Origin of the sequence: Candidatus Poriferisocius sp., from assembly GCF_965219815.1 — a bacterium.
Lineage (GTDB): Bacteria > Actinomycetota > Acidimicrobiia > Acidimicrobiales > Bin134 > Poriferisocius.
This window is the reverse complement of record NZ_OZ244791.1, coordinates 2,586,555-2,605,243: the sequence shown is the minus strand read 5'-3', so window position 1 is coordinate 2,605,243 and position 18,689 is coordinate 2,586,555. Positions and strand designations below refer to the sequence as shown.

Below are 18,689 nucleotides of genomic sequence, written 5' to 3'. Positions count from 1 at the left end.
CACACATGCAGCACTCCCCGCTGCTGTCGGTTAGTACGGAAGGCCCACCGCTTTGGTCAGGAATTCCATGTAGGGCGATGAGGTTCGGCAGGCATCGGCGAATGCGTCAACAAACCCTGCTGCGGTCACCTCGTCTTCATCGAAGTGGCAGGTGGCGACGTGGTCTTTGCGCTTGAGGTCTTCGATGAATTGGTGCTCGGGGTCGAAACCCTTGGGCGGCCGCTTCAGTGAGTCCCCGGTCAGGTCGAACACCTCTGCGAATCTGGAGTCACCCTTAGCGCTCACCCAGCCGCCGGGGTCTTCCACGATGCGGCTCCGGATCCGCCCCACGGTGGACGAGTCGGGTCGCCAAATGCCGGCTCCGGCGAAGACTTCACCGGGCTCCAAATGCAAGTAGAACCCCGGAGCGTGAGCTGACTTGCCCGCTTCGTGGCGGAAGTGGACCGCGGCCTGGGTCTTGTACGGAGACTTGTCCTTGGAGAATCGGATGTCCCGGTAGATGCGGAACATAGAGCCCCCATTCGCGCGCGAGTCGGCCACGAAGTGCTCGCTGATCGAGTGAAGGTACGGCTCGAAGTCCACAATGAACTCCAACAACGGCTCCTTGACATGCTCTTCGTAACGGCCCTTGTTCGCGCCGAACCAGTCGCGATCGTTGTTCGCCCGCAATTCAGATAGGAACTCAAACAACTCAGGAGTGAAATGAGACTGCACGACCTCAAGCCTCCCACTCAGCAGTAAGACCACGGACGAAGAAACCCTAAGTGACTCCTAGATACGAGGCCGAGCCGTCAGCCACTACCCCAAGTCCGCTGGCGACCCTGAGTTGATGAACTTAACTGCGGCAAGAGGCAAATTGGTGCCCGGGGAGGGACTCGAACCCTCACTCCCTTGCGGGAACCGGATTTTGAGTCCGGCGCGTCTACCAATTCCACCACCCGGGCGGGGGGCCAGCATGCTGGCTGGGGGAAGGGCAGTTTACCCAGTGCAGTGGCAGGGAAGCTTGCTGGATAACTTGGGCAGACGGGCTTGTCTCGTAGAGTGTTGAAACCCCACTGTCGTCTGAGAGGTCTGACACTTGATGATCTGTTTCACCTATCCCGGCCAGGGATCCCAAAAGGCCGGCATGGGTTCGGCTTGGGTCGACCATCCCTCGTGGGAACTGGTGGCCGAAGCCTCCGAAGCAGCGGGGCGCGATGTGGCCCGGCTCCTGCTCGACGCTGACGACGACGAGCTGCGCCACACCCGCAACTCCCAGCTCGCCACGTTCATGGTGTCGATGATCGCGCTCGACGCGGTGACCCGGGTGGGCATCGAGACCGCGGGCCACGCCGGCCACAGCCTGGGCGAGTACTCCGCGCTGGTGGCCGCCGGGGCGGTGGACTTCTTCGACGGCGTTCGCCTGGTGTCGGAGCGGGGCGAGGCCATGCAGGTGGCCGCCGAGGAGCAAGACGGCACCATGGCCGCGGTCATGGGCCTCGACGACGACTTGGTGGAGCAGGCCTGCGAGCAGGCCGACGGCGATGTGTGGGTGGCCAACTACAACGCCCCCGGCCAAGTGGTGATCGCCGGCGCCCCCTCGATGGTGGACGCAGCCGGCGCCATCGCCAAAGACCTGGGCGCCAAGCGGGTCATGGCCCTGCCCGTGGGCGGCGCCTTCCACACCCCGTTCATGGCATCGGCCAAAGACCGGCTCCAAAAGGCGATCGGCAAGACCGAGTTCCGGGTGCCCGACCACCCGGTGTACGCCAACGTGGACGCCGCCGCCCACACCGGCGCCGACATCTGGGCCGACCTGCTGAACGAGCAGCTCACCAGCCCGGTGCGCTGGCGCCAGTCGGTCCACAACATGTGCGACGACGGCTTCACCACGTTCGTGGAGCTGGGGCCGGGCGCGGTGCTCACCGGGACGGTGAAGCGAACCGCCAAAGACTGCCAGCCACTCAAGGTGAACGCCCCCACCGACATCGACGCGGTGCTGGAAGCCCTGGCTGGGCCCCCAGTAGCCGCTGCCGGCCCGCTGGAGGGCGAGGCCCTGTTCGCCACCGAGCGCCTGGTGGTGAGCCCCGCAGCCGGCGTCTTCCAGCCCACCGAAGACAACCTGCTGGGCACCGGGGTGACCGCCGGCCAGCTGCTGGGCCATGTGGGCGATAACGAGGTCCACACTCCCTGGGCTGGGGTGATCATGGGATTCTTGGCCGTGGACGGCGAGCGGGTCACCGCCAGCCAGCCCATCGCCTGGCTGCGCACACAATGAGGAGACAAGGGCGATGACAAGGGCGGCCATCACCGGTCTGGGCACCGCGAGGGGCCACAAGGTGGTCACCAACCACGACTTGGCCCAAACCCTCGACACCAGCGACGAGTGGATCGTGGAGCGCACCGGCATCCACGAGCGCCGGGTGGGGGGCAGCTGCCTGGAGCTGGGCGGCCAAGCAGCCAAGATCGCCCTCAAGCAGGCCGAGATCGACGCCACCGAACTCGACCTGATCATCTGCTCCACCTGCACCCCCGACCAGGTGTTCCCCGCCGTGTCCAACCGCATCCAAAACGAATTGGGGGCATCCTGCGGGGCGTTCGACCTGAACGCGGCCTGCTCGGGCTTCACCTACGGCGTGTCCCTGGCCCAGTCCCAGATCACCGCCGGCATGGAGCGGGTGCTGGTAATCGGCGTGGACACGCTCAGCCGGTTCACCGACTGGGACGACCGCTCCACCGCCATCTTGTTCGGCGACGGGGCTGGCGCGGTGGTGCTGGAGCCGGCCATCCGCGACGACCGGGGCGTGCTCAGCACCTACATGGGCTCCGAGGGACGCTTCGCCGACCTGTTGATCTGCGACTTCGGCGACTACATCAAAATGGACGGCAAAGAGGTGTTCCGCCAGGCGGTGCGGGTCATGGTCTCAGCCAGCCAGCGGGTGCTGGCCGACGCCGGGCTGGAAGCATCGGATGTGGCCGCGGTGATCCCCCACCAGGCCAACTTCCGGATCATCGAGAGCGCCATGAAACGCCTGGACATCCCCCTGGAGAAGGCGGCCACCGTGCTCGAGACCACCGGCAACACCTCATCGGCCTCCATCCCGCTGGCCATGGACGAGGCGGTGTCGAAGGGGGCCATAAACGACGGTGATGTGGTGCTGCTGGTGGGCTTCGGCGCAGGTATGAGCGTCGCCGCCGCGCTGCTACGCTGGGGCCAGTGAGCACATCCAGGGTTGTCCTGGTGACCGGCGGGAACCGGGGCATCGGGCTGGCGACAGCCACTGAGTTCGCCCAAAACGGCCATCAGGTGGCGGTGACCTACCGAAGCGAGCCCCCGCAATCCAACGGGCAAGTCGATCTGTTGGGCGTGTGCTGCGATGTGACCGACGAGAACCAGATCGAAGCCGCCTTCGCCGAGATCGAAGACCGGCTCGGCCCGGTCGAAGTGCTGGTGTCCAACGCCGGAATCAACCGCGACAAGCTGCTGATGCGCATGAGCGAGGCCGACTTCACCGACGTGATCGACGCCAACCTGACCGCCGGCTACCGGGTGGCCAAGCGGGCCACCAAGTCGATGATGCGCAACCGCTGGGGCCGCATCGTGTTCGTGTCTTCGGTGGTGGGCGCCGTGGGCCAGGCCGGGCAGGCCAACTACGCCGCCTCCAAGGCCGGCCTGGTGGGGCTGAGCCGATCGCTGGCCAAGGAACTGGCCAGCCGCAACATCACCGTCAACGTGGTGGCTCCCGGCCCGGTGGGCACCGACATGTTGAACGAGCTCGACGAGGACCGCCGTTCGGCCATCATCGACGCGGTTCCCCTCGGACGATTGGGCGAACCCTCCGAAATTGCTGCCACCATTTCCTTCTTGGCCTCCGACGCCGCCGGCTACGTCACCGGAGCGGTAATTCCGGTAGACGGTGGCCTGGGCATGGGAGGATGAATGCCCGGATACGCATTGGAAAACCCATCCAAGGACCACCCGTCCACGAATAGGAGAGAACAAGCGTGAGCGACGACAACTTCACCCGCTTCCAGAACTGCACCGTGGAGGTGCTATCGGTGGAGGCCGATCAGGTCACTCCCGAGGCCACCTTTGCCGACGACTTGGACTCAGACAGCCTCGACTTGGTCGAGTTGGTGATGGCGCTCGAAGAAGAGTTCGACATCGCCATCGACGAGGAAGAGCTGGAGGGCATCGAGACCGTGGGCCAGGCCTTCGACTTGGTGACCGTCAAACTGGGATGACCTCGCCGCCATCTGACGAGACGAATTCCAACCCTCGGCCGCGGAGCGCGAGCCCGTGACGGCGCCGCGCCGGGTGGCGGTCACCGGCATCGGGGTCTTGGCCTGGCCCGGCCTCGGCCGGGATGCCTTCTGGCAGGGGCTGCTGAAGGCTCCCGCCGAGGGACGGCGGGTGATGGACCACTTCGACCCCCTCCCCCACTTCGACTCCCCCAAAGAAGCCCGCCGCACCGACCGCTTTGCCCAGATGGCTCTGGCCGCGGCGGCCGAGGCGCTGGAGCAGGCGGGCGAGCTCAGCGCCGACCCCGGCCGCACCGGCGTGTGGGTGGGAACGGGCGTGGGAGGCCTGCGGACGCTGGAAGATCAGATCCAGGTCCGCATCGAGAAAGGCGAGCGGCGGGTGTCGCCGTTTCTGGTGCCGATGCTGATGGCCAATGCCGCATCAGCCGCCATCTCAATGCGCTACGGATTCTCCGGGCCGTGCGAGAACACGGTCACCGCCTGCGCCGCGGGCACCCAGTCGATTGCCAACGCGGCCATGTTGATCCGCTCCAATCGCTGTGACGCGGTCATCACCGGCGGAAGCGAGGCCTCCAACTCCGCCACCGGCGAGGCCACCTTCTGGAACATGACCGCGGTGTCCCGATCCCACATCAGCCGCCCGTTCGACTTGGAGCGCGACGGCTTCATCCAAGCCGAGGGAGCAGCGGTCTTGGTGCTGGAGGAGTTGGAAACGGCCCGAAGCCGAGGCGCCACCGTGCTGGGCGAGATCCTGGGGGGCGCCAGCAACGCCGACGCCCATCACATCACCGCCCCGTCGCCAGGCGGCGCGGGAGCAGTGCGGTGCATGGAGCTGGCCTTGGCCGACGCCGGGCTGGACGCCGGCGACATCGTCCACATCAACGCCCACGGCACATCCACCCCGCTGAACGACGCCGCCGAGGCCGAGGCCATCCAGAAGGTGTTCGGCACGCCGGGACCGCTGGTCACCTCCACCAAGGGCGTGACCGGTCACGCCCTGGGAGCGGCGGGGGCCATTGAGGCCGCCGCGGTGCTGTTGGCCATGGAACACGGGAAGATCCCCCCCACCTACGGGTACGAGACCCCCGACCCGGAGATGGCCCCGATCCAAATCGTGGCCCCCGATCCGGCCCCGTGGACGCCGGGGCCGTCGCTGTCGAACTCCTTCGGCTTCGGCGGCCACAACGGGACCATCGTGATCGGTCCCCCGCCCGCCTAGCCGGCATCTGCCTGCCGGTGCCTACAGCTGGCACTTGGCCGCCGGTGCCGATCAGCCGGCGTCTACCACCACGAACAGCAGCTCGCAGGAGCAGGCCAGATCACCGCCAACCGACGCCCGCCCCTGGCCTCGGCCGGCCCGGGCCGACAGGCGGGTCATCTCCACTTCCAGGTCCAAGCGCTCACCAGGGACCACCTGGCGGCGGAACCGGGCGCTGTCGAGGCCGCCGAACAGGGGCAGCTTGCCAGCGAACCGGTCGTCGCAGAGCGCGATGTAGGCCCCGAGTTGGGCGATGGCCTCGGCCATCAGCACTCCCGGCAGCGTGGGACGCCCGGGAAAGTGGCCGGCGAAGAACGGCTGGTCGCCGGTGAGCTGCCAATAGCCCTCGGCCCGCTCCCCGACCACCATCGAGGTGACCTCGTCCAAGAACAGGAACGGAGGACGGTGCGGGAGAACCTCGGCCGGAGGTCTCATAAGGCTGCTCTTGTTCCGCTATTCCTCAGGCAGTGCCGCAGCCAGATTGACCGCGGTGTTCTTGGGGCTGATCTTGTACCAGGCGTGCTCAATCCGACCGTCTTCGTCGATCAAGAAGGCGGAGCGGACAATGCCCCAATAGGTATTGCCGTACATCTTCTTCTCCCGCCACACCCCGAAGGCCTCGGCGGCCTCATGGTCGGGATCCGACAGGAGGGAGTAGCCGAGGTCGCACTTCTCATCGAACCGCTTCTGGCGGTCGGGCTTGTCCCCGCTGATTCCCACTGCGGCGATGCCCCGTTCTGCGGCGATGTCACGCACGCCGATTGCCTGATTCGTTCAACCAGGAGTGAGCGCCTTGGGAAAGAAGAAAATCGCCAGCTTCCGTCCGGCAAAGTCACCCAGCGACACCTGGTTGCCGTTCTGGTCCTCCAGGGCGAACGCCGGCGTTTGATCGCCGGGAGACAACAGCCAATCAGCCATGGATCGACTCTATCGGATCAGGTTCCCTTGACGGCTGCCTTCAGCCGGGCGCCAGCGCTCACCTTGCAGCCCTTGGCGGCGGCAATCTGGATGGTCTCGCCAGTGCGGGGGTTGCGACCGGTGCGGGCGCCTCGAGAGGTCTGCTCGAAGGACACGAAGCCGGTGATCGCTACCTTGTCGCCCAAGATCACCTGCTCGGTGACAACAGTCTCCAGGCTGCTGAGCACCGCGTCCACAGCGCTTTTGCTCTCACCGGTGCGCTCGCTGATGGCGCTGACCAACTCTGACTTGTTCATGGGATTCTCCTAATAGAAATGTGAATTACGAGAGTGTAATTCAGTTGGAAATTGACACAAAGTCCTCAGAGTCAATCAGTCCGCAGTGGAAAAATGCCAAGTTCTCAGGCTCAATCCAAGGCTCGGCGGAATTGCCCGATGAGATCGCCCACCGCGGCGGGTCCGCCGTCGCCCAGCATCCGGCGCACCACCGCCGAGCCCACCACCGCGCCGTCGGCCACTCGGCACACCTCCTGGGCCTGCTCGGGAGTGCCCACCCCCACCCCCACCAGAACGGGCACGTCGGTCACCTGCTTGAGCCTCCCGGCCATAACCACCGCCGACGACGCCAGCTCGTCGCGCTCCCCGGTCACTCCCAGAAGCCCCACCCCGTAGACGAATCCCCGGGTTCGAGCGCAAATGCGGCCCAGCCGCTCATCAGATGCGGTGGGCGCGGCCAACAGCACCGTCTCCACCCCCGCGGCGTCGGCCGCCTCGGTCCACGGCCCTGCTTCCTCCAGCGGCAGGTCGGGGAGGATGGCGGCAGCCACGCCCTGCTCAGCCAGCACCGAGGCGAACCTCTCCAAGCCGAATCGAAAGGCGATGTTGTAGTAGGTCATCACCGCCAGAGGGACGCCGATGTCGAGTCGCCCCAGGGCGTCCAAAACCGCCAGCGGTGTGATCCCGCCAGCCAGCGCCCGGTCGTTGGCCCGCTGGATGACCGGGCCGTCCATCACCGGATCGGAGAACGGGATCCCCACCTCGATCGCGTCGGCGCCCGCGTCGGCGGCTGCGGCCAGTCCAGCCTGCCAGTCGCCCAACCCCCCGGTGAGATAGGGAACCAGTGCCTTGCCGCCCTGGGAGCGGCGGCCCCGCAGTGCGGCCTCCAACGGGCCGGGCTCAGCGCTCACTCAGATTGCCCGTCGTCTCCGCTGGCGCTGCCGTCGGCCACCAGCCGGTCCATCATCTGGTCGACGTCTTTGTCGCCCCGGCCGCTGAGGTTCAACAGCACCGACTGGCCGGCCAGCTCCTGGCGGGCCCGAGACACCCAGGCCAGGGCGTGGGCCGGCTCCAGCGCGGGGATGATCCCCTCGGTGCGCGACAACAGCTCGAAAGCGGCCACCACCTCGTCGTCGGTAACCGTCTCATAGCGGGCCCGGCCGATGGCGGCCAGATGGGAGTGCTCGGGGCCGATGCCGGGATAGTCCAAACCGGCGGAGATCGACTCGGCCTCCAGCACCTGGCCGTGCTCGTCTTGCATCAGGAACGACTTGGAGCCGTGGACCACCCCGGGAACTCCCCGGCCGATGGCCGCCCCGCCGGCCGGCTCCACCCCCACCAGAGCGGCATCGCCGTCCACAAAGCCGCTGAAGATGCCGATGGCGTTGCTGCCCCCGCCTACACAGGCGGTAACCACGTCGGGGTCGCCCCCCATCAGCTCCCGGCACTGCTCTCGGGCCTCGTCGCCGATCACCCGGTGCAGCTCCCGCACCATCCACGGGTAGGGGTGGGGGCCCATCACCGAGCCCAGGCAGTAGTGCGAACTCTCCACGGTGGCCACCCAGTCGCGCATGGCCTCGTTGATGGCGTCCTTCAGCGTCCGGCTGCCCGACATCGCCGAGCGGACCTCGGCCCCCAGAAGCTGCATCCGGAACACGTTGAGGGCTTGGCGCTCCATGTCCACCTCGCCCATGTACACCACGCATTCCAGCCCCAGAAGGGCGGCCGCGGTGGCAGTGGCCACGCCGTGCTGGCCGGCGCCGGTCTCGGCCACCAGCCGGGTCTTGCCCATGCGAACGGCCAAAAGGGCCTGGCCCAGCACGTTGTTGATCTTGTGAGAGCCGGTGTGGTTGAGATCCTCCCGCTTCAGCAGCAGCCGCAGGCCCAGCTCTTCAGACAGGCGATGGCACTCGGTGAGCGGCGACGGGCGCCCGGCGTAGTCGGCCAGCAACTGGTTCAGCTCGCCCCGAAAACCCTCGTCGGCCCAGGCGGAGCGGAACGCGGCCTCCAACTCCTCGCAGGCCGGTACCAGGGTCTCGGGCACAAACCGCCCCCCGAAATCCCCGAACCGCCCGCCTACAGGCTCGGCCATGGTCATCGCCGCACCACGCGGTCAACTCGTTGGGCAAACACGGCCACGATCACTGAAACCGCTCTTCCTGCCAGTCGTAGGGAGCATCTTCGTCGGGTTCATACTCACCGAGCTCTTGGTCGGCGGGGTCGGGTCGGGGCGGCTCAGTCTCCCGGGCCGCGTTGATGAAGGCCCGCAGTCGGGCCGGGTCTTTGCGACCGGGCGAGAGCTCTACTCCGGTGGACACGTCCACCCCCCACGGGCGCACCTTGGCGATGGCCATGGCCACATTCTCCGGGGTGAGCCCCCCGGCCATGATGAGTCGGATCCCGCCGGGCGCACCCTCGGCCAGCGACCAGTCGAACACCTGGCCGGAGCCGGGGTTGTCGGAGTCCACCAGCACCATGTCGGCGCCGTAGCGGTCGGCCATGGCCAGAGCCGCGCTGCCTCCGGGAAACGCCTTGATCACCGCTGGCACCTTCTCGCGAATCAACTGCGTGTCGGCGATGCTCTCTCGTCCGTGGAGCTGGGCCGCCTTGAGGCCGCAGCGGTTGACAATCTCCGCCACCCGCTGAGGGGCCTCGTTGCGGAACACGCCCACGGTGAGAACGCCGGGGGGAAGCAGCCGCACGATCTCCTGCACTCGGGGCGGGGCGATCTGCCGGGACGATGGAGCCAGCACGAAGCCCACTGCGTCGGCACCCAGCGCGGTGGCCAGCAGGGCGTCGTCGGCGGTGGTGATGCCGCAGATCTTGATGAACACTGGCTCCAAAACTACCGGCTGACCCGCCCCATACTTGGGTTGTTAACGGGGAACGGCTGACGCCTGGGCCGGGTAGTCGGCCACACACACCTCAGCGGGCATCTCCACGGCGCGCTTGATATAGCCCAGCGCCACCGTGCTACCGGCGACCGCGTCCCAGGCCGCGCTGGTGATGGTGCCGATCTCAGCACCATCGGAGGAGGCAACGGAGTCGCCGGTGGCCAGCTCAACCCGGTGGTCCAGGGTCAGCAGCCGAAGGTACCGGGGGGCGGTGCTGCCCCGGGAGTCCATGCGGGCCACCAGCTCCTGGCCGGTGAAGCACCCCTTGGTGAAGCTCACCGTGAAGGGAACCACCTCCGCCTCGGCCGGGATGGTGCGCTCGTCGATGTCCACCCCCATGCGGGGAAACCCGCTCCTGATCCGATGGGCTTCCAGGGCTTCAGGGCTGATTCGGGGCACGTCGTTGGACACCGTCGGCGCGGGGCCGAGCACATCGACCCCGCCGGTGGGAACCGGGCCGACCACCTCCCCGGAAACAGCTGCCTGTTCAGCACCTGGGCCCCGCACCGCGATGCACTGCCAGTGGAGCGGGTCCAGGGTCACATCGGTGCGAAGCATGAACCGCTTGAGCCGGGCGGTGACCTGTTCCAGCGGCCCGTCGGTGTCGAGGATGAACCGATCGGCGGCCTGGCGGGTCACCCGCACCAGGGCGTCGATGCGCCCCTGGGGTTGCAGGATGAGCGACCAAGCACACTGGCCGGGGGCCAAAGCGGCCACGTCCTGGCTGAGCTGGCCCTGCAAGAACGCCTCGGCATCGGGGCCGGCCACTGCCAGCACCGCCCGCTCAGTGGGGCAGGCTCCCACCGCAATGCTCAGATCAATGGGAGTGCTCACACTGTGCCAATCATGCCGGGCCAATCATGCCAGGCCAGGCATGCCAGGCCGGTCATGCCAGGCCGCTCATGACAGGCGGCTCCGGCTCATCCGCCGGGCTGCGGGCACGGCCAGCAGCAGGGCTCGGGCTTTGTTGCGGCACTCCAGGTCTTCCTGTTCGGGGATGCTGTCGGCCACGATGCCGGCCCCGGCCTGCACCGAGGCCCGCCCGCCTTGGACAACCATGGTGCGGATGGCGATGGCGGTGTCGATGTTCCCCGAGAAGTCCAGGTATCCCACCACACCGGCATAGGGCCCCCGCTTCACCGGCTCCAGGTCGTCGATGATCTCCATGGCCCGCACTTTGGGCGCCCCCGACACCGTTCCCGCGGGCAGGGTGGCCCGCAGCACGTCCACCGGGGTGCGGCCCGGAGCCAGATCGCCCGACACCTGCGAGGTGAGGTGCATCACATGGCTGTACCGCTCCAGGGTCATCATCTCGTCCACCGTCTCGGTGCCGAAGGCCACCACCCGGCCCACATCGTTGCGGGCCAAGTCGAGCAGCATGATGTGCTCGGCGATCTCCTTGGGATGCTCGGACAGCTCTGCGGCCATCCGGCGCTCCTCGGCCTCGGTGCGGCCCCGACGGCGGGTGCCGGCGATGGGCCGGGAGATGACCCGCCCGTTGAGCAGCTGCACCATGGGCTCCGGCGAGCACCCCACCAGCGACACTTCGGGCACGCGCACGAAGTACATGTAGGGGCTGGGGTTCACCTGGCGCAGCGAGCGATACACGTCGAATGGCTCGGCCTCCAGGTCGAAGTCGTAGCGCTGGGCCAGCACCACCTGGAATATGTCGCCGGCCAGGATGTGCTCCTTGGCCGCCTCCACCGCGTCGCAGAAGCTCTGCGAACCCATGGAGGACACCACCTCGGGCAGCTCCTCTTCTTCAACGGGGGGCTCCAGCAGCGGCTCGGCCACCGGCCGGGCCCCGTCGGCAGCCAGCTGCTCAAGGGCTGAAGCGGCGCGGTCGTAGGCGGCGTCGATCTCGGCTTGGGAAGATCCCGGAGGGACGATCACGTTCTCGATCAGGATCACCCGCTGACGCCAGTGGTCGAACACCGCCAACTCGCCGATCACCGACAGCACCGCGTCGGGAAGCTCTTGGTCGTCGACGGGAACATCGGGCAGATGCTCCACTTCTCGGACCACGTCGTAGCCCAGATAGCCCACGAGACCGCCGTGCAGTGGGGGCAGCTCGTCGATAACCGGCGACTGCCACTGCGACAATATGTGCTCGACCGCGGCCAGTATCCCCTGGTCGAGCGGGGTTCCCTCGGGGAATTGCCCGGTAGCAGTCACCTGGCGGCCTCGAGCCACCAGGGTGCCCAGCGGGCGGCGGCCAATGAAGGAGAACCGGCTCCAGCGCTCGCCGTGCTCCACCGACTCCAGCAGGAAGCCGGGCTCGTCGCCCACAGTGCGCACGAAGGCGGCCACCGGGGTGGTGAGGTCGGCCACCAACTCCCGCCACACCGGCACCACCGGCCACTCGGCGGCCAGCCGGTGGAACTCTTGGCGGTCGGGGCTTATCGCGGTCATACGAGCGACCGGCTGCGGTCGGGAGTGGTCACGGTCATGCCGTCCAGATCATGAAGACGGCGGCAATGGCTCGTCGAACGAGCGGAAGAAACACGAGTACTTCCCGAGGTGGCAGGCACCGCTGCCCTCCTGCTCCACGATGAACAGCAGGGTGTCGCCGTCGCAGTCGTAGAACGCTTCTCGCACGTATTGGCGATCGCCGGAGGTCTCCCCCTTGCACCAGTACTCCTGGCGGGATCGGCTCCAAAACCAGGTGCGCCCGGTTTCCAGGGTGCGCTCCAGCGAATCCCGGTTCATCCACGCCATCATCAGCACCTGGCCCCCGTCGTGGTCCTGCACGATGGCCGGAACCAGCCCGTCGCTGTTGAACGTCACCTGGTCCAGCGTTCCCGGGGCAGCTTCTATTGGCGTGATTGCTGGCATGGCCCCATCGTAGGAGCAGACTCCGGCCCGGTTAGAGCCATTTGCGAGCCGGGATCAGAGGTGCTGGTTGATCAGAGGTATAGGCCGGTGCTGCCCTCGTCGAGGCGGGGGGCGGCCACCGCGTGGATGTCCCGCTCCCGCAAGATGAGGTAGTCGGCACCCCGCACCTCCACCTCGTAGCGGTCTTCGGGGTTGAACAGCACCTGGTCGCCCGACTCCACGGTGCGGACGTTGGGACCCACCGCGATGGCCTCGGCCCAGGCCAGGCGCTTGCCCACCTGGGCGGTGGCCGGGATGAGGATGCCGCCGGTGGTGCGCCGCTCTCCCTCGGGGATGTCGAGCTGCACCAAGATGCGGTCGTTGAGCATCTTGATGGGGAGTTTGTCCTCGGGCGCGACCGCACTCGCGCTCTTTGCTGCCTTGGCCATGGGGTGTCAACGCTACCGTGACGGGTATATGACCGACGACTTCGGGCCGACTGCCAGCACATTGACCACCGCTGACGGCCTCAGCCTCGAGGCGCAGTGGGCACTGCCCAACGGGCCCCGGAACCGGGTGGTGATCGCCCATCCCCACCCCCAGCACGGGGGCAACATGTACTCGCTGGTGGTCTCCACCCTGTTCACCCACCTGTCGGAGGCCGGCTGTGCGGTACTGAGGTTCAACTTTCGAGGAGTGGGGGGCTCTGAGGGCGAGCACGACTTCGGCGAGGGCGAACAGCTCGACGTGCGGGCCGCGGTCGAGGCCATGGCCGCGGCCGGCGACGGCCAGTGCCCCCTGGTGCTGGCCGGGTGGTCGTTCGGGGCCGACATGGCGCTGACCTGCGACGCTCCTGAGCTGGCCGGTTGGTTCTTGGTGGCCCCGCCGCTTCGGGTGGTCAACGCCGACCGCTTCAAGGCCGCCCCCGACCCCCGGCCCAAGTGGTTGGCCGTGCCCGAGCGGGACCAGTTCAATCCCCCCGATGAAGCCCAGGCCACCATCGCGAACTGGTCAAACGCCGAGATCCACCCCATCGGCGGTGCCGACCACTTCCTCGTCGGCCGCACCGACCGTCTCAACAACCTGATCGACGAGTTCGTGGCCGGCCTCTAGTCCCGAGCCGGCTGCCGGTCAGGCGTCGGCGGGGCGGATGGGGATGCCGGCGGCGGCCATGTGAAGCTTGGCCTCGGCCACGGTGTGCTCGCCGAAGTGGAAGATGGAGGCGGCCAGAACGGCGTCGGCCTTGCCTTCGAGCACGCCCTCCACCAGGTGGTCGAGAGTGCCCACTCCCCCGCTGGCGATCACCGGGACGTTGGTCACCTCCACCATCGCCCGGGTCAGCTCCAGGTCGAAGCCGTCGCGGGTTCCGTCGCGGTCCATGGAGGTGAGCAGGATCTCCCCCGCGCCGAGCTCGGTCACCTTGATTGCGTACTCGATGGCGTCGATCCCAGTTGGGGTTCGGCCCCCGTGGGTGAACACCTCGAAGGGGAAGGCGCCGCCGTGGGTGCGGCGGGCATCGATGGATGCCACTGCGCACTGGCTTCCGAATTCGTCGGCGATCTCGGCCACCAGTTCGGGGCGGTTGACCGCCGCGGTGTTCACCGACACCTTGTCGGCGCCAGCCCTTAGCAGGAGGCGGGCGTCGTCGACGGTGCGGATTCCCCCGCCGATGGTGAACGGGATGAACACCTCCTCGGCGGTGCGGTGTACCAGCTCCACGGTGGTCTCCCGCCGATCCGACGACGCGGTGATGTCCAAGAACACCACCTCGTCGGCCCCCTGCTGGTCGTAGCGGGCGGCCAACTCCACCGGATCGCCGGCGTCGGTCAGGTCCACGAAGTTGACCCCCTTGACCACCCGGCCCTCGTCCACGTCCAGGCAGGGGATGATCCGGGCGTTGCTGGGCACGGTTTCGGTGGTGCTCATGACCGCAGAGTCTCCACGGCCTGCTCCACGGTGAAGCATCCCTCGTATAGCGCCCGCCCCACGATCACCCCGGACAGCCGCCGATGGGTGTCGCCGATAGAGGTCAAGGCGGTCAGGTCGTCCAGCGATGCCACCCCGCCGGAGGCGATAACCGCCAATCCGGTGGCGGCCAGCACCGTGGCGAGACCGTCGATGTCGGGCCCAGCCAGCGTTCCATCCCGGCTGATCTCGGTGGCCACCACCGCCTCGGCCCCTGACGACTCGAAGCGGGCCGCCAGCTCCAGCAGGTCACCCCCGCCGCCCTGCTCCCAACCGTGGGTGGCCACATCCCGTCCCCGGGCATCCAACCCCACGGCCACCGGCTGGCGGGCGGCCACTTGCTCCACCAGCTCGGGGTTCTCCACCGCGGCAGTGCCGATCACCACTCGGGCCGCGCCCACGTCGGCCAGCGCGGCGGCCGCCTCCAGGCTGCGGACCCCGCCGCTGGTCTGCACCGGCACGTCCACCGCTCCGGCGATGGCGGCGATCACCGGCAGATTCACCTGCTCCCCGCTGCGGGCCGCGTCCAAATCCACCACATGCAGCCACGAGGCGCCCGCGTCGGCGAACTGCTGGGCCTGGCTCACGGGATCGTCGTTGTAGACGGTTTCGGCGTCGTACGACCCCTGGTAGAGCCGCACGCAGCGCCCGCCTCGCAGGTCGATAGCCGGAAAGAGCTGCATCTCAGGCCCCCACCGCCGCGGCTCGGGCCTGGTTCACAAAGTTCTCCAACAGCCGCAGACCGGGACGAGCCGACTTCTCGGGGTGGAACTGGGTGGCCCACACGTTGCCGTCGCCCACCACCGCAGCCACCGGGCCGCCGTAGTCGCAGGTCGCGGTCACGTTGTCGGCCATCGGCGCGGCGAAGGAGTGGACGAAGTACACCCAAGCCCCGTCAAGGCCCTCCAGCAGCGGGCTGGGACTGCGCACCTCCAGGCGGTTCCACTGCATTTGGGGTCGCTTCACATTCCCGGGCAGCAGTTGCACGGTGCCGGGCAGAATGCCCAGCCCGGCCACGCCCGGCGCTTCCTCGGAACCCTCGTAGAGAAGCTGCAAGCCGATGCAGATGCCCAGAAACGGGCGGCCATCGACTGCCGCCGCCCGGGCCTGCTCGTCGAGCCCGGTGTCGCGCAGCGCGGCCATGCACGGTCCGAACGCCCCCACGCCGGGCAGCACCACCCCGGCCGCGTCAGCGATCAGCCCGGTATCCGCGGTCAGCCGGGCATCGGCTCCCATGCGCTCCAGGCTCTTCTGGGCCGAGCGGAGGTTGCCGATGCCGTAGTCCAATACCGCGATGAGCGGCCTGGTCACCGAACTCCTCTGCTCACAGAACCCCTTTGGTGGAGGGAATGCCGGTGCCCTCCACCCGCACGGCGTCGCGCAGCGCCCGGGCCACCGCCTTGAAGCTGGCCTCGATGATGTGGTGGGTGTTGCGGCCTCTCACCATGGTGATGTGCAGGGTCAGGGCGGCGGATGTGGCGAACGCCCGCCAGAACTCCTCGCAGAGCTGGGGGTCGAACGGCGGGTCGCCCAGGATCTTCTGGCCCGGAGGGCTCACGTCGTAGTGCAGGAACGGGCGGCCCGACAGGTCGACCACGGCCTCCACCAAAGCCTCGTCCAGCGGCACCGCGATCGACGCGAACCGGCGGACCCCGGCCTTGTCGCCCAGCGCCTCGGCGAAGCACGAGCCCAACAGGATGCCCACGTCTTCCACGGTGTGGTGGGCGTCGATCTCCAAGTCGCCCGAGGCGTCCACCCGCAACTCGAAGCCGCCGTGGCGGCCGAGCTGACTCAGCATGTGGTCGAAGAACGGGAGACCGGTGGTGGCGGCACCCTGGCCCTCGCCATCGATGTCGATGGCGATGTCGATACTTGTCTCGGCCGTGCTCCGAGAGGCGGTGGCGGTTCGAGATGGGGTTGTCATGTCAGCACCTCGCTGAGAGCAGACAGAAACGCGTCGTTTTCGGCTGGGGTTCCCACGGTAACCCGCAGGCAGCCCGACAGCCGGGGCCAAGAAGAACAGTTTCTCACGAGCACCGACCGATCCACGAGACCCTCCCAAACCGCCTCGCCGTCGCCGGAATCGGGGCGCAGCAGTATGAAGTTGGCCCCCGATTCCCAGTGGCGGACCGGAAGCTGGTCGAGCCCGGCGGCGATTCGCTCCCGCTCAGCCACCAGCATGCCCACCCGCTCGTTCATCTCGTCCTCGTAGTCGAGAGCCAGGCGTCCGGCGATCTGCTTCATGGTGTCCAGGTGATAGGGCAACGTCGACTTCTCCAGCTCGGCCACCACCCAGGATGGGGCCACCAGGTAGCCAAGCCGGGCTGCGGCCATCGACCATGTCTTGGAATAGGTGCGGGCCACCGCCAGCGGGCGGCTCTCGTCCACCAAATCCACCGCGGTGTAGGGGTCGAACTGGCCGTAGGCCTCGTCCATCAACAACAGCCCGGGCAGCGCCGACACTTTGGCCAGCAGCCTCTCCACCAACTCCGGGGGCTCCACCATGCCGGTGGGATTGTTGGGCGAGCACAGAAAGGTGACGGCCGGTCGGTGCTCGGCCACCATGGCCGAGGCGTATTCGGCGTCCAGGGAGAAATCCTCATCCCGCTCGCCGGTCACCACCTCGGTGGCCGCCAGCCGGGAGATGTGGGAGTGAAGCGCATAGGTGGGCTCGAAGGTCAGCGCCACCCGGCCCGGGCCTCCGAACGCCAGCATCAGGCACTGGAGCACCTCGTTGGAGCCGTTGGCGGCAAACACCTGCTCGGGCGCGACCCCCTCGTGCTTGGCCAAAGCGGCGCGGAGCTCGTGGGCCCCCCTGTCCGGATAGCGGTGCCAATCGATGTCGGCCTGGGCAGCCCGCAGTGCCTCGGCCCACCCTTCGGGAGGGGGCACCGGCGACTCATTGGTGTTGAGCCGCACGGCCACGTCGAGCTGCGGCGAGTGGTAGCCCGACATCATGGCCAGGCTCTCTCTCACCGCCAGGCGGTCGGGGCTACTCATCATCAGATCCTTCCTGAACCTTGTCGCCGATGCCGCGCAGGCGGACCGACTGAGCGTGGGCGTCCAGTCCCTCGGCGTCAGCGATGGCCGCTACATGGGGACCGACCGCGGCCAATCCCTCGGAGGAAACGGCGATTTCGTGCATGGGCTTGGTGAAGTCCCGCACACTGAGGGCACCGGCAAAGCGGGCGGTTCCGTTGGTGGGCAGCACGTGTGAGGGGCCGGCCACATAGTCGCCTATAGACGCCGGCGCCAGCGGACCGCGGAATATAGCCCCCGCGTTTTGAACCCGGTCGATCACTGCACCGGGTGCCTCGGTCATAACTTGCAGGTGCTCGGGGGCGATGAAGTTGACCACCTCAGCGGCGGCCTCGGGGCCATCCACCAGCACAATGTGCCCACTGCGGCTGAAGGTGGCCGCAATGTCGTCTCGGCGCACGGCGACGGCCAATAATTCGGCAACAGCGGCCTCCACCGCGTCAGCCGCCTCCGCGTCCCAGGCGATAAGCCAGGCCAACCCGTCGGGACCATGCTCGGCTTGCACGATGAGGTCGATGGCGGCGTATTCCGGCGGAACAGTGCCGTCGGCCACCACCACCACCTCGGACGGTCCGGCAAATGCGGCCGGCACGCCGACAACCCCGGCCACAAGCTGCTTGGCGATGGCCACATACACGTTGCCCGGCCCCACGATCACGTCCACCGCGCCCACCGACTCGGTGCCGTAGGCCATCGCGGCGATGGCCTGCGCCCCACCCACTGCGTACACCTCATCAACCCCGGCGGTAGCGGCGGCAGCCAGAGTGACATCGGCCACCCGGCCATCCGAATCCGGGGGCACGCATAGCACCACCTCGTCCACTCCAGCGGCTCGGGCGGGCAGCGCTGTCATAAGCACAGTGGACGGGTAGGCCGCTCGCCCACCGGGCACATAGCAGCCCGCTCGGCCCACCGGCTGGTCCCAGCTCCGAATAGTGATGCCCTGGCGGTTGTGAGTCTGCTCTTTTGAAACTTGCCCTCGGTGAAACTCGGCGACAGAACTGGCTGCCGCTTCCAGCGCAGCTCGCAGCGAAGGGTCGACCCGATCACGGGCCGCGGCTACCTCGGCTGAAGGCACTCGCCAACTTGAGGGAACAACCCCGTCGAACTGCTTGGTGTAGCGGGCCAGTGCGGCATCGCCTTCGGCCCGTACCGCGTCGATGATCTCGCGAACCGCGGCCACCGAGCCCTCAGAAACAGGCTCAGGCCGGGGCAGGCGGCCAGCAATGTCGGCCACACCCCGCAGATCCACTCGGCTTAGCACGACCCCCAAAACTACAGGCC

The 18,689-nt window shown here is 67.7% G+C and carries 23 protein-coding genes and 1 tRNA gene; 6 read left to right on the top strand and 18 right to left on the bottom strand.

Going from position 1 to position 18,689, the window contains the following annotated elements; genetic code table 11:
* Positions 1–30: 30 nt before the first annotated feature.
* Both ACOQPI_RS12545 and ACOQPI_RS12540 read right to left on the bottom strand, forming a co-directional pair.
* Positions 31–714, bottom strand: a complete 684-nt coding sequence (locus tag ACOQPI_RS12545; protein ID WP_420619967.1) for a DUF2461 domain-containing protein — start codon at positions 712–714, stop codon at positions 31–33.
* Positions 715–857: 143 nt separating this feature from the next.
* Positions 858–944, bottom strand: a tRNA-Leu gene (locus ACOQPI_RS12540).
* Between the two features lie 137 nt (positions 945–1,081).
* On the opposite strand from ACOQPI_RS12540, the gene fabD reads away from it, so the two are divergent.
* The 5 genes from fabD (at position 1,082) to ACOQPI_RS12515 (ending at position 5,461) form a co-directional block, all read left to right on the top strand.
* Positions 1,082–2,257 (top strand): ACP S-malonyltransferase, encoded by a 1,176-nt coding sequence (gene fabD / locus ACOQPI_RS12535; protein WP_420619966.1) that lies wholly within the window; start codon positions 1,082–1,084, stop codon positions 2,255–2,257.
* Positions 2,258–2,270: 13 nt separating this feature from the next.
* Positions 2,271–3,200, top strand: a complete 930-nt coding sequence (locus tag ACOQPI_RS12530) for a beta-ketoacyl-ACP synthase III (RefSeq protein ID WP_420619965.1) — start codon at positions 2,271–2,273, stop codon at positions 3,198–3,200.
* The gene (gene fabG / locus ACOQPI_RS12525) at positions 3,197–3,919 is read left to right on the top strand and encodes a 3-oxoacyl-ACP reductase FabG (RefSeq protein WP_420619964.1); all 723 of its coding nucleotides are present in this window, start codon (positions 3,197–3,199) and stop codon (positions 3,917–3,919) included. Before ACOQPI_RS12530 ends, fabG begins: the two co-directional genes overlap by 4 nt.
* 65 nt (positions 3,920–3,984) lie before the next feature.
* On the top strand, positions 3,985–4,224 hold the full coding sequence (gene acpP, locus ACOQPI_RS12520; protein ID WP_420619963.1) for an acyl carrier protein: 240 nt from the start codon (positions 3,985–3,987) through the stop codon (positions 4,222–4,224).
* A 55-nt stretch (positions 4,225–4,279) separates the two neighbouring features.
* A complete protein-coding gene (locus tag ACOQPI_RS12515; protein WP_420619962.1) occupies positions 4,280–5,461 on the top strand; it encodes a beta-ketoacyl-[acyl-carrier-protein] synthase family protein in 1,182 nt (393 codons plus the stop codon).
* A gap of 51 nt (positions 5,462–5,512) precedes the next feature.
* Here ACOQPI_RS12515 and fabZ read toward each other — a convergent pair whose 3' ends face one another.
* The 10 genes from fabZ to ACOQPI_RS12465 form a co-directional block, all read right to left on the bottom strand.
* Positions 5,513–5,935, bottom strand: coding sequence for a 3-hydroxyacyl-ACP dehydratase FabZ (fabZ, locus tag ACOQPI_RS12510; RefSeq protein WP_420619961.1), 423 nt, complete (start codon positions 5,933–5,935; stop codon positions 5,513–5,515).
* An 18-nt stretch (positions 5,936–5,953) separates the two neighbouring features.
* Positions 5,954–6,418, bottom strand: a complete 465-nt coding sequence (bcp, locus tag ACOQPI_RS12505; RefSeq protein ID WP_420619960.1) for a thioredoxin-dependent thiol peroxidase — start codon at positions 6,416–6,418, stop codon at positions 5,954–5,956.
* Between the two features lie 17 nt (positions 6,419–6,435).
* Complete coding sequence (locus ACOQPI_RS12500; protein WP_420619959.1) at positions 6,436–6,714, bottom strand: HU family DNA-binding protein; 279 nt, start codon at positions 6,712–6,714, stop codon at positions 6,436–6,438.
* A 110-nt stretch (positions 6,715–6,824) separates the two neighbouring features.
* On the bottom strand, positions 6,825–7,604 hold the full coding sequence (gene trpA, locus ACOQPI_RS12495; protein ID WP_420619958.1) for a tryptophan synthase subunit alpha: 780 nt from the start codon (positions 7,602–7,604) through the stop codon (positions 6,825–6,827).
* Complete coding sequence (gene trpB / locus ACOQPI_RS12490) at positions 7,601–8,791, bottom strand: tryptophan synthase subunit beta (RefSeq protein ID WP_420619957.1); 1,191 nt, start codon at positions 8,789–8,791, stop codon at positions 7,601–7,603. Before trpB ends, trpA begins: the two co-directional genes overlap by 4 nt.
* A 43-nt stretch (positions 8,792–8,834) precedes the next feature.
* Positions 8,835–9,527, bottom strand: a complete 693-nt coding sequence (locus ACOQPI_RS12485; protein WP_420619956.1) for a phosphoribosylanthranilate isomerase — start codon at positions 9,525–9,527, stop codon at positions 8,835–8,837.
* Positions 9,528–9,569: 42 nt separating this feature from the next.
* A complete protein-coding gene (locus ACOQPI_RS12480) occupies positions 9,570–10,421 on the bottom strand; it encodes a YgfZ/GcvT domain-containing protein (RefSeq protein ID WP_420619955.1) in 852 nt (283 codons plus the stop codon).
* A 66-nt stretch (positions 10,422–10,487) separates the two neighbouring features.
* Positions 10,488–11,999 carry an anthranilate synthase component I gene (gene trpE / locus ACOQPI_RS12475; RefSeq protein WP_420619954.1) on the bottom strand — a complete coding sequence of 504 codons (1,512 nt, stop codon included), beginning with the start codon at positions 11,997–11,999 and terminating at the stop codon, positions 10,488–10,490.
* 48 nt (positions 12,000–12,047) lie between these two features.
* Complete coding sequence (gene hisI, locus ACOQPI_RS12470) at positions 12,048–12,422, bottom strand: phosphoribosyl-AMP cyclohydrolase (protein ID WP_420619953.1); 375 nt, start codon at positions 12,420–12,422, stop codon at positions 12,048–12,050.
* Between the two features lie 71 nt (positions 12,423–12,493).
* Positions 12,494–12,850, bottom strand: coding sequence for a GroES family chaperonin (locus ACOQPI_RS12465; RefSeq protein WP_420619952.1), 357 nt, complete (start codon positions 12,848–12,850; stop codon positions 12,494–12,496).
* Between the two features lie 28 nt (positions 12,851–12,878).
* On the opposite strand from ACOQPI_RS12465, the gene ACOQPI_RS12460 reads away from it, so the two are divergent.
* The gene (locus tag ACOQPI_RS12460; RefSeq protein WP_420619951.1) at positions 12,879–13,514 is read left to right on the top strand and encodes an alpha/beta hydrolase; all 636 of its coding nucleotides are present in this window, start codon (positions 12,879–12,881) and stop codon (positions 13,512–13,514) included.
* An 18-nt stretch (positions 13,515–13,532) separates the two neighbouring features.
* Here the strand turns inward: ACOQPI_RS12460 and hisF are convergent, their stop codons facing one another.
* Genes hisF through hisD form a run of 6 tightly spaced genes read right to left on the bottom strand, consistent with a single transcriptional unit; the run spans position 13,533 to position 18,669 of the window.
* Positions 13,533–14,327 carry an imidazole glycerol phosphate synthase subunit HisF gene (gene hisF / locus ACOQPI_RS12455; protein WP_420619950.1) on the bottom strand — a complete coding sequence of 265 codons (795 nt, stop codon included), beginning with the start codon at positions 14,325–14,327 and terminating at the stop codon, positions 13,533–13,535.
* Positions 14,324–15,049 (bottom strand): 1-(5-phosphoribosyl)-5-[(5-phosphoribosylamino)methylideneamino]imidazole-4-carboxamide isomerase, encoded by a 726-nt coding sequence (hisA, locus tag ACOQPI_RS12450; protein WP_420619949.1) that lies wholly within the window; start codon positions 15,047–15,049, stop codon positions 14,324–14,326. The genes hisF and hisA overlap by 4 nt, the downstream gene beginning before the upstream one ends.
* A 1-nt stretch (position 15,050) precedes the next feature.
* A complete protein-coding gene (hisH, locus tag ACOQPI_RS12445; protein WP_420619948.1) occupies positions 15,051–15,677 on the bottom strand; it encodes an imidazole glycerol phosphate synthase subunit HisH in 627 nt (208 codons plus the stop codon).
* A 13-nt stretch (positions 15,678–15,690) separates the two neighbouring features.
* On the bottom strand, positions 15,691–16,290 hold the full coding sequence (gene hisB / locus ACOQPI_RS12440) for an imidazoleglycerol-phosphate dehydratase HisB (RefSeq protein WP_420619947.1): 600 nt from the start codon (positions 16,288–16,290) through the stop codon (positions 15,691–15,693).
* Entirely contained in the window at positions 16,287–17,369 is a 1,083-nt protein-coding gene (gene hisC / locus ACOQPI_RS12435) for a histidinol-phosphate transaminase (protein WP_420619946.1), read from the bottom strand. Before hisC ends, hisB begins: the two co-directional genes overlap by 4 nt.
* On the bottom strand, positions 17,359–18,669 hold the full coding sequence (gene hisD, locus ACOQPI_RS12430; RefSeq protein WP_420619945.1) for a histidinol dehydrogenase: 1,311 nt from the start codon (positions 18,667–18,669) through the stop codon (positions 17,359–17,361). Before hisD ends, hisC begins: the two co-directional genes overlap by 11 nt.
* Positions 18,670–18,689: the final 20 nt, after the last annotated feature.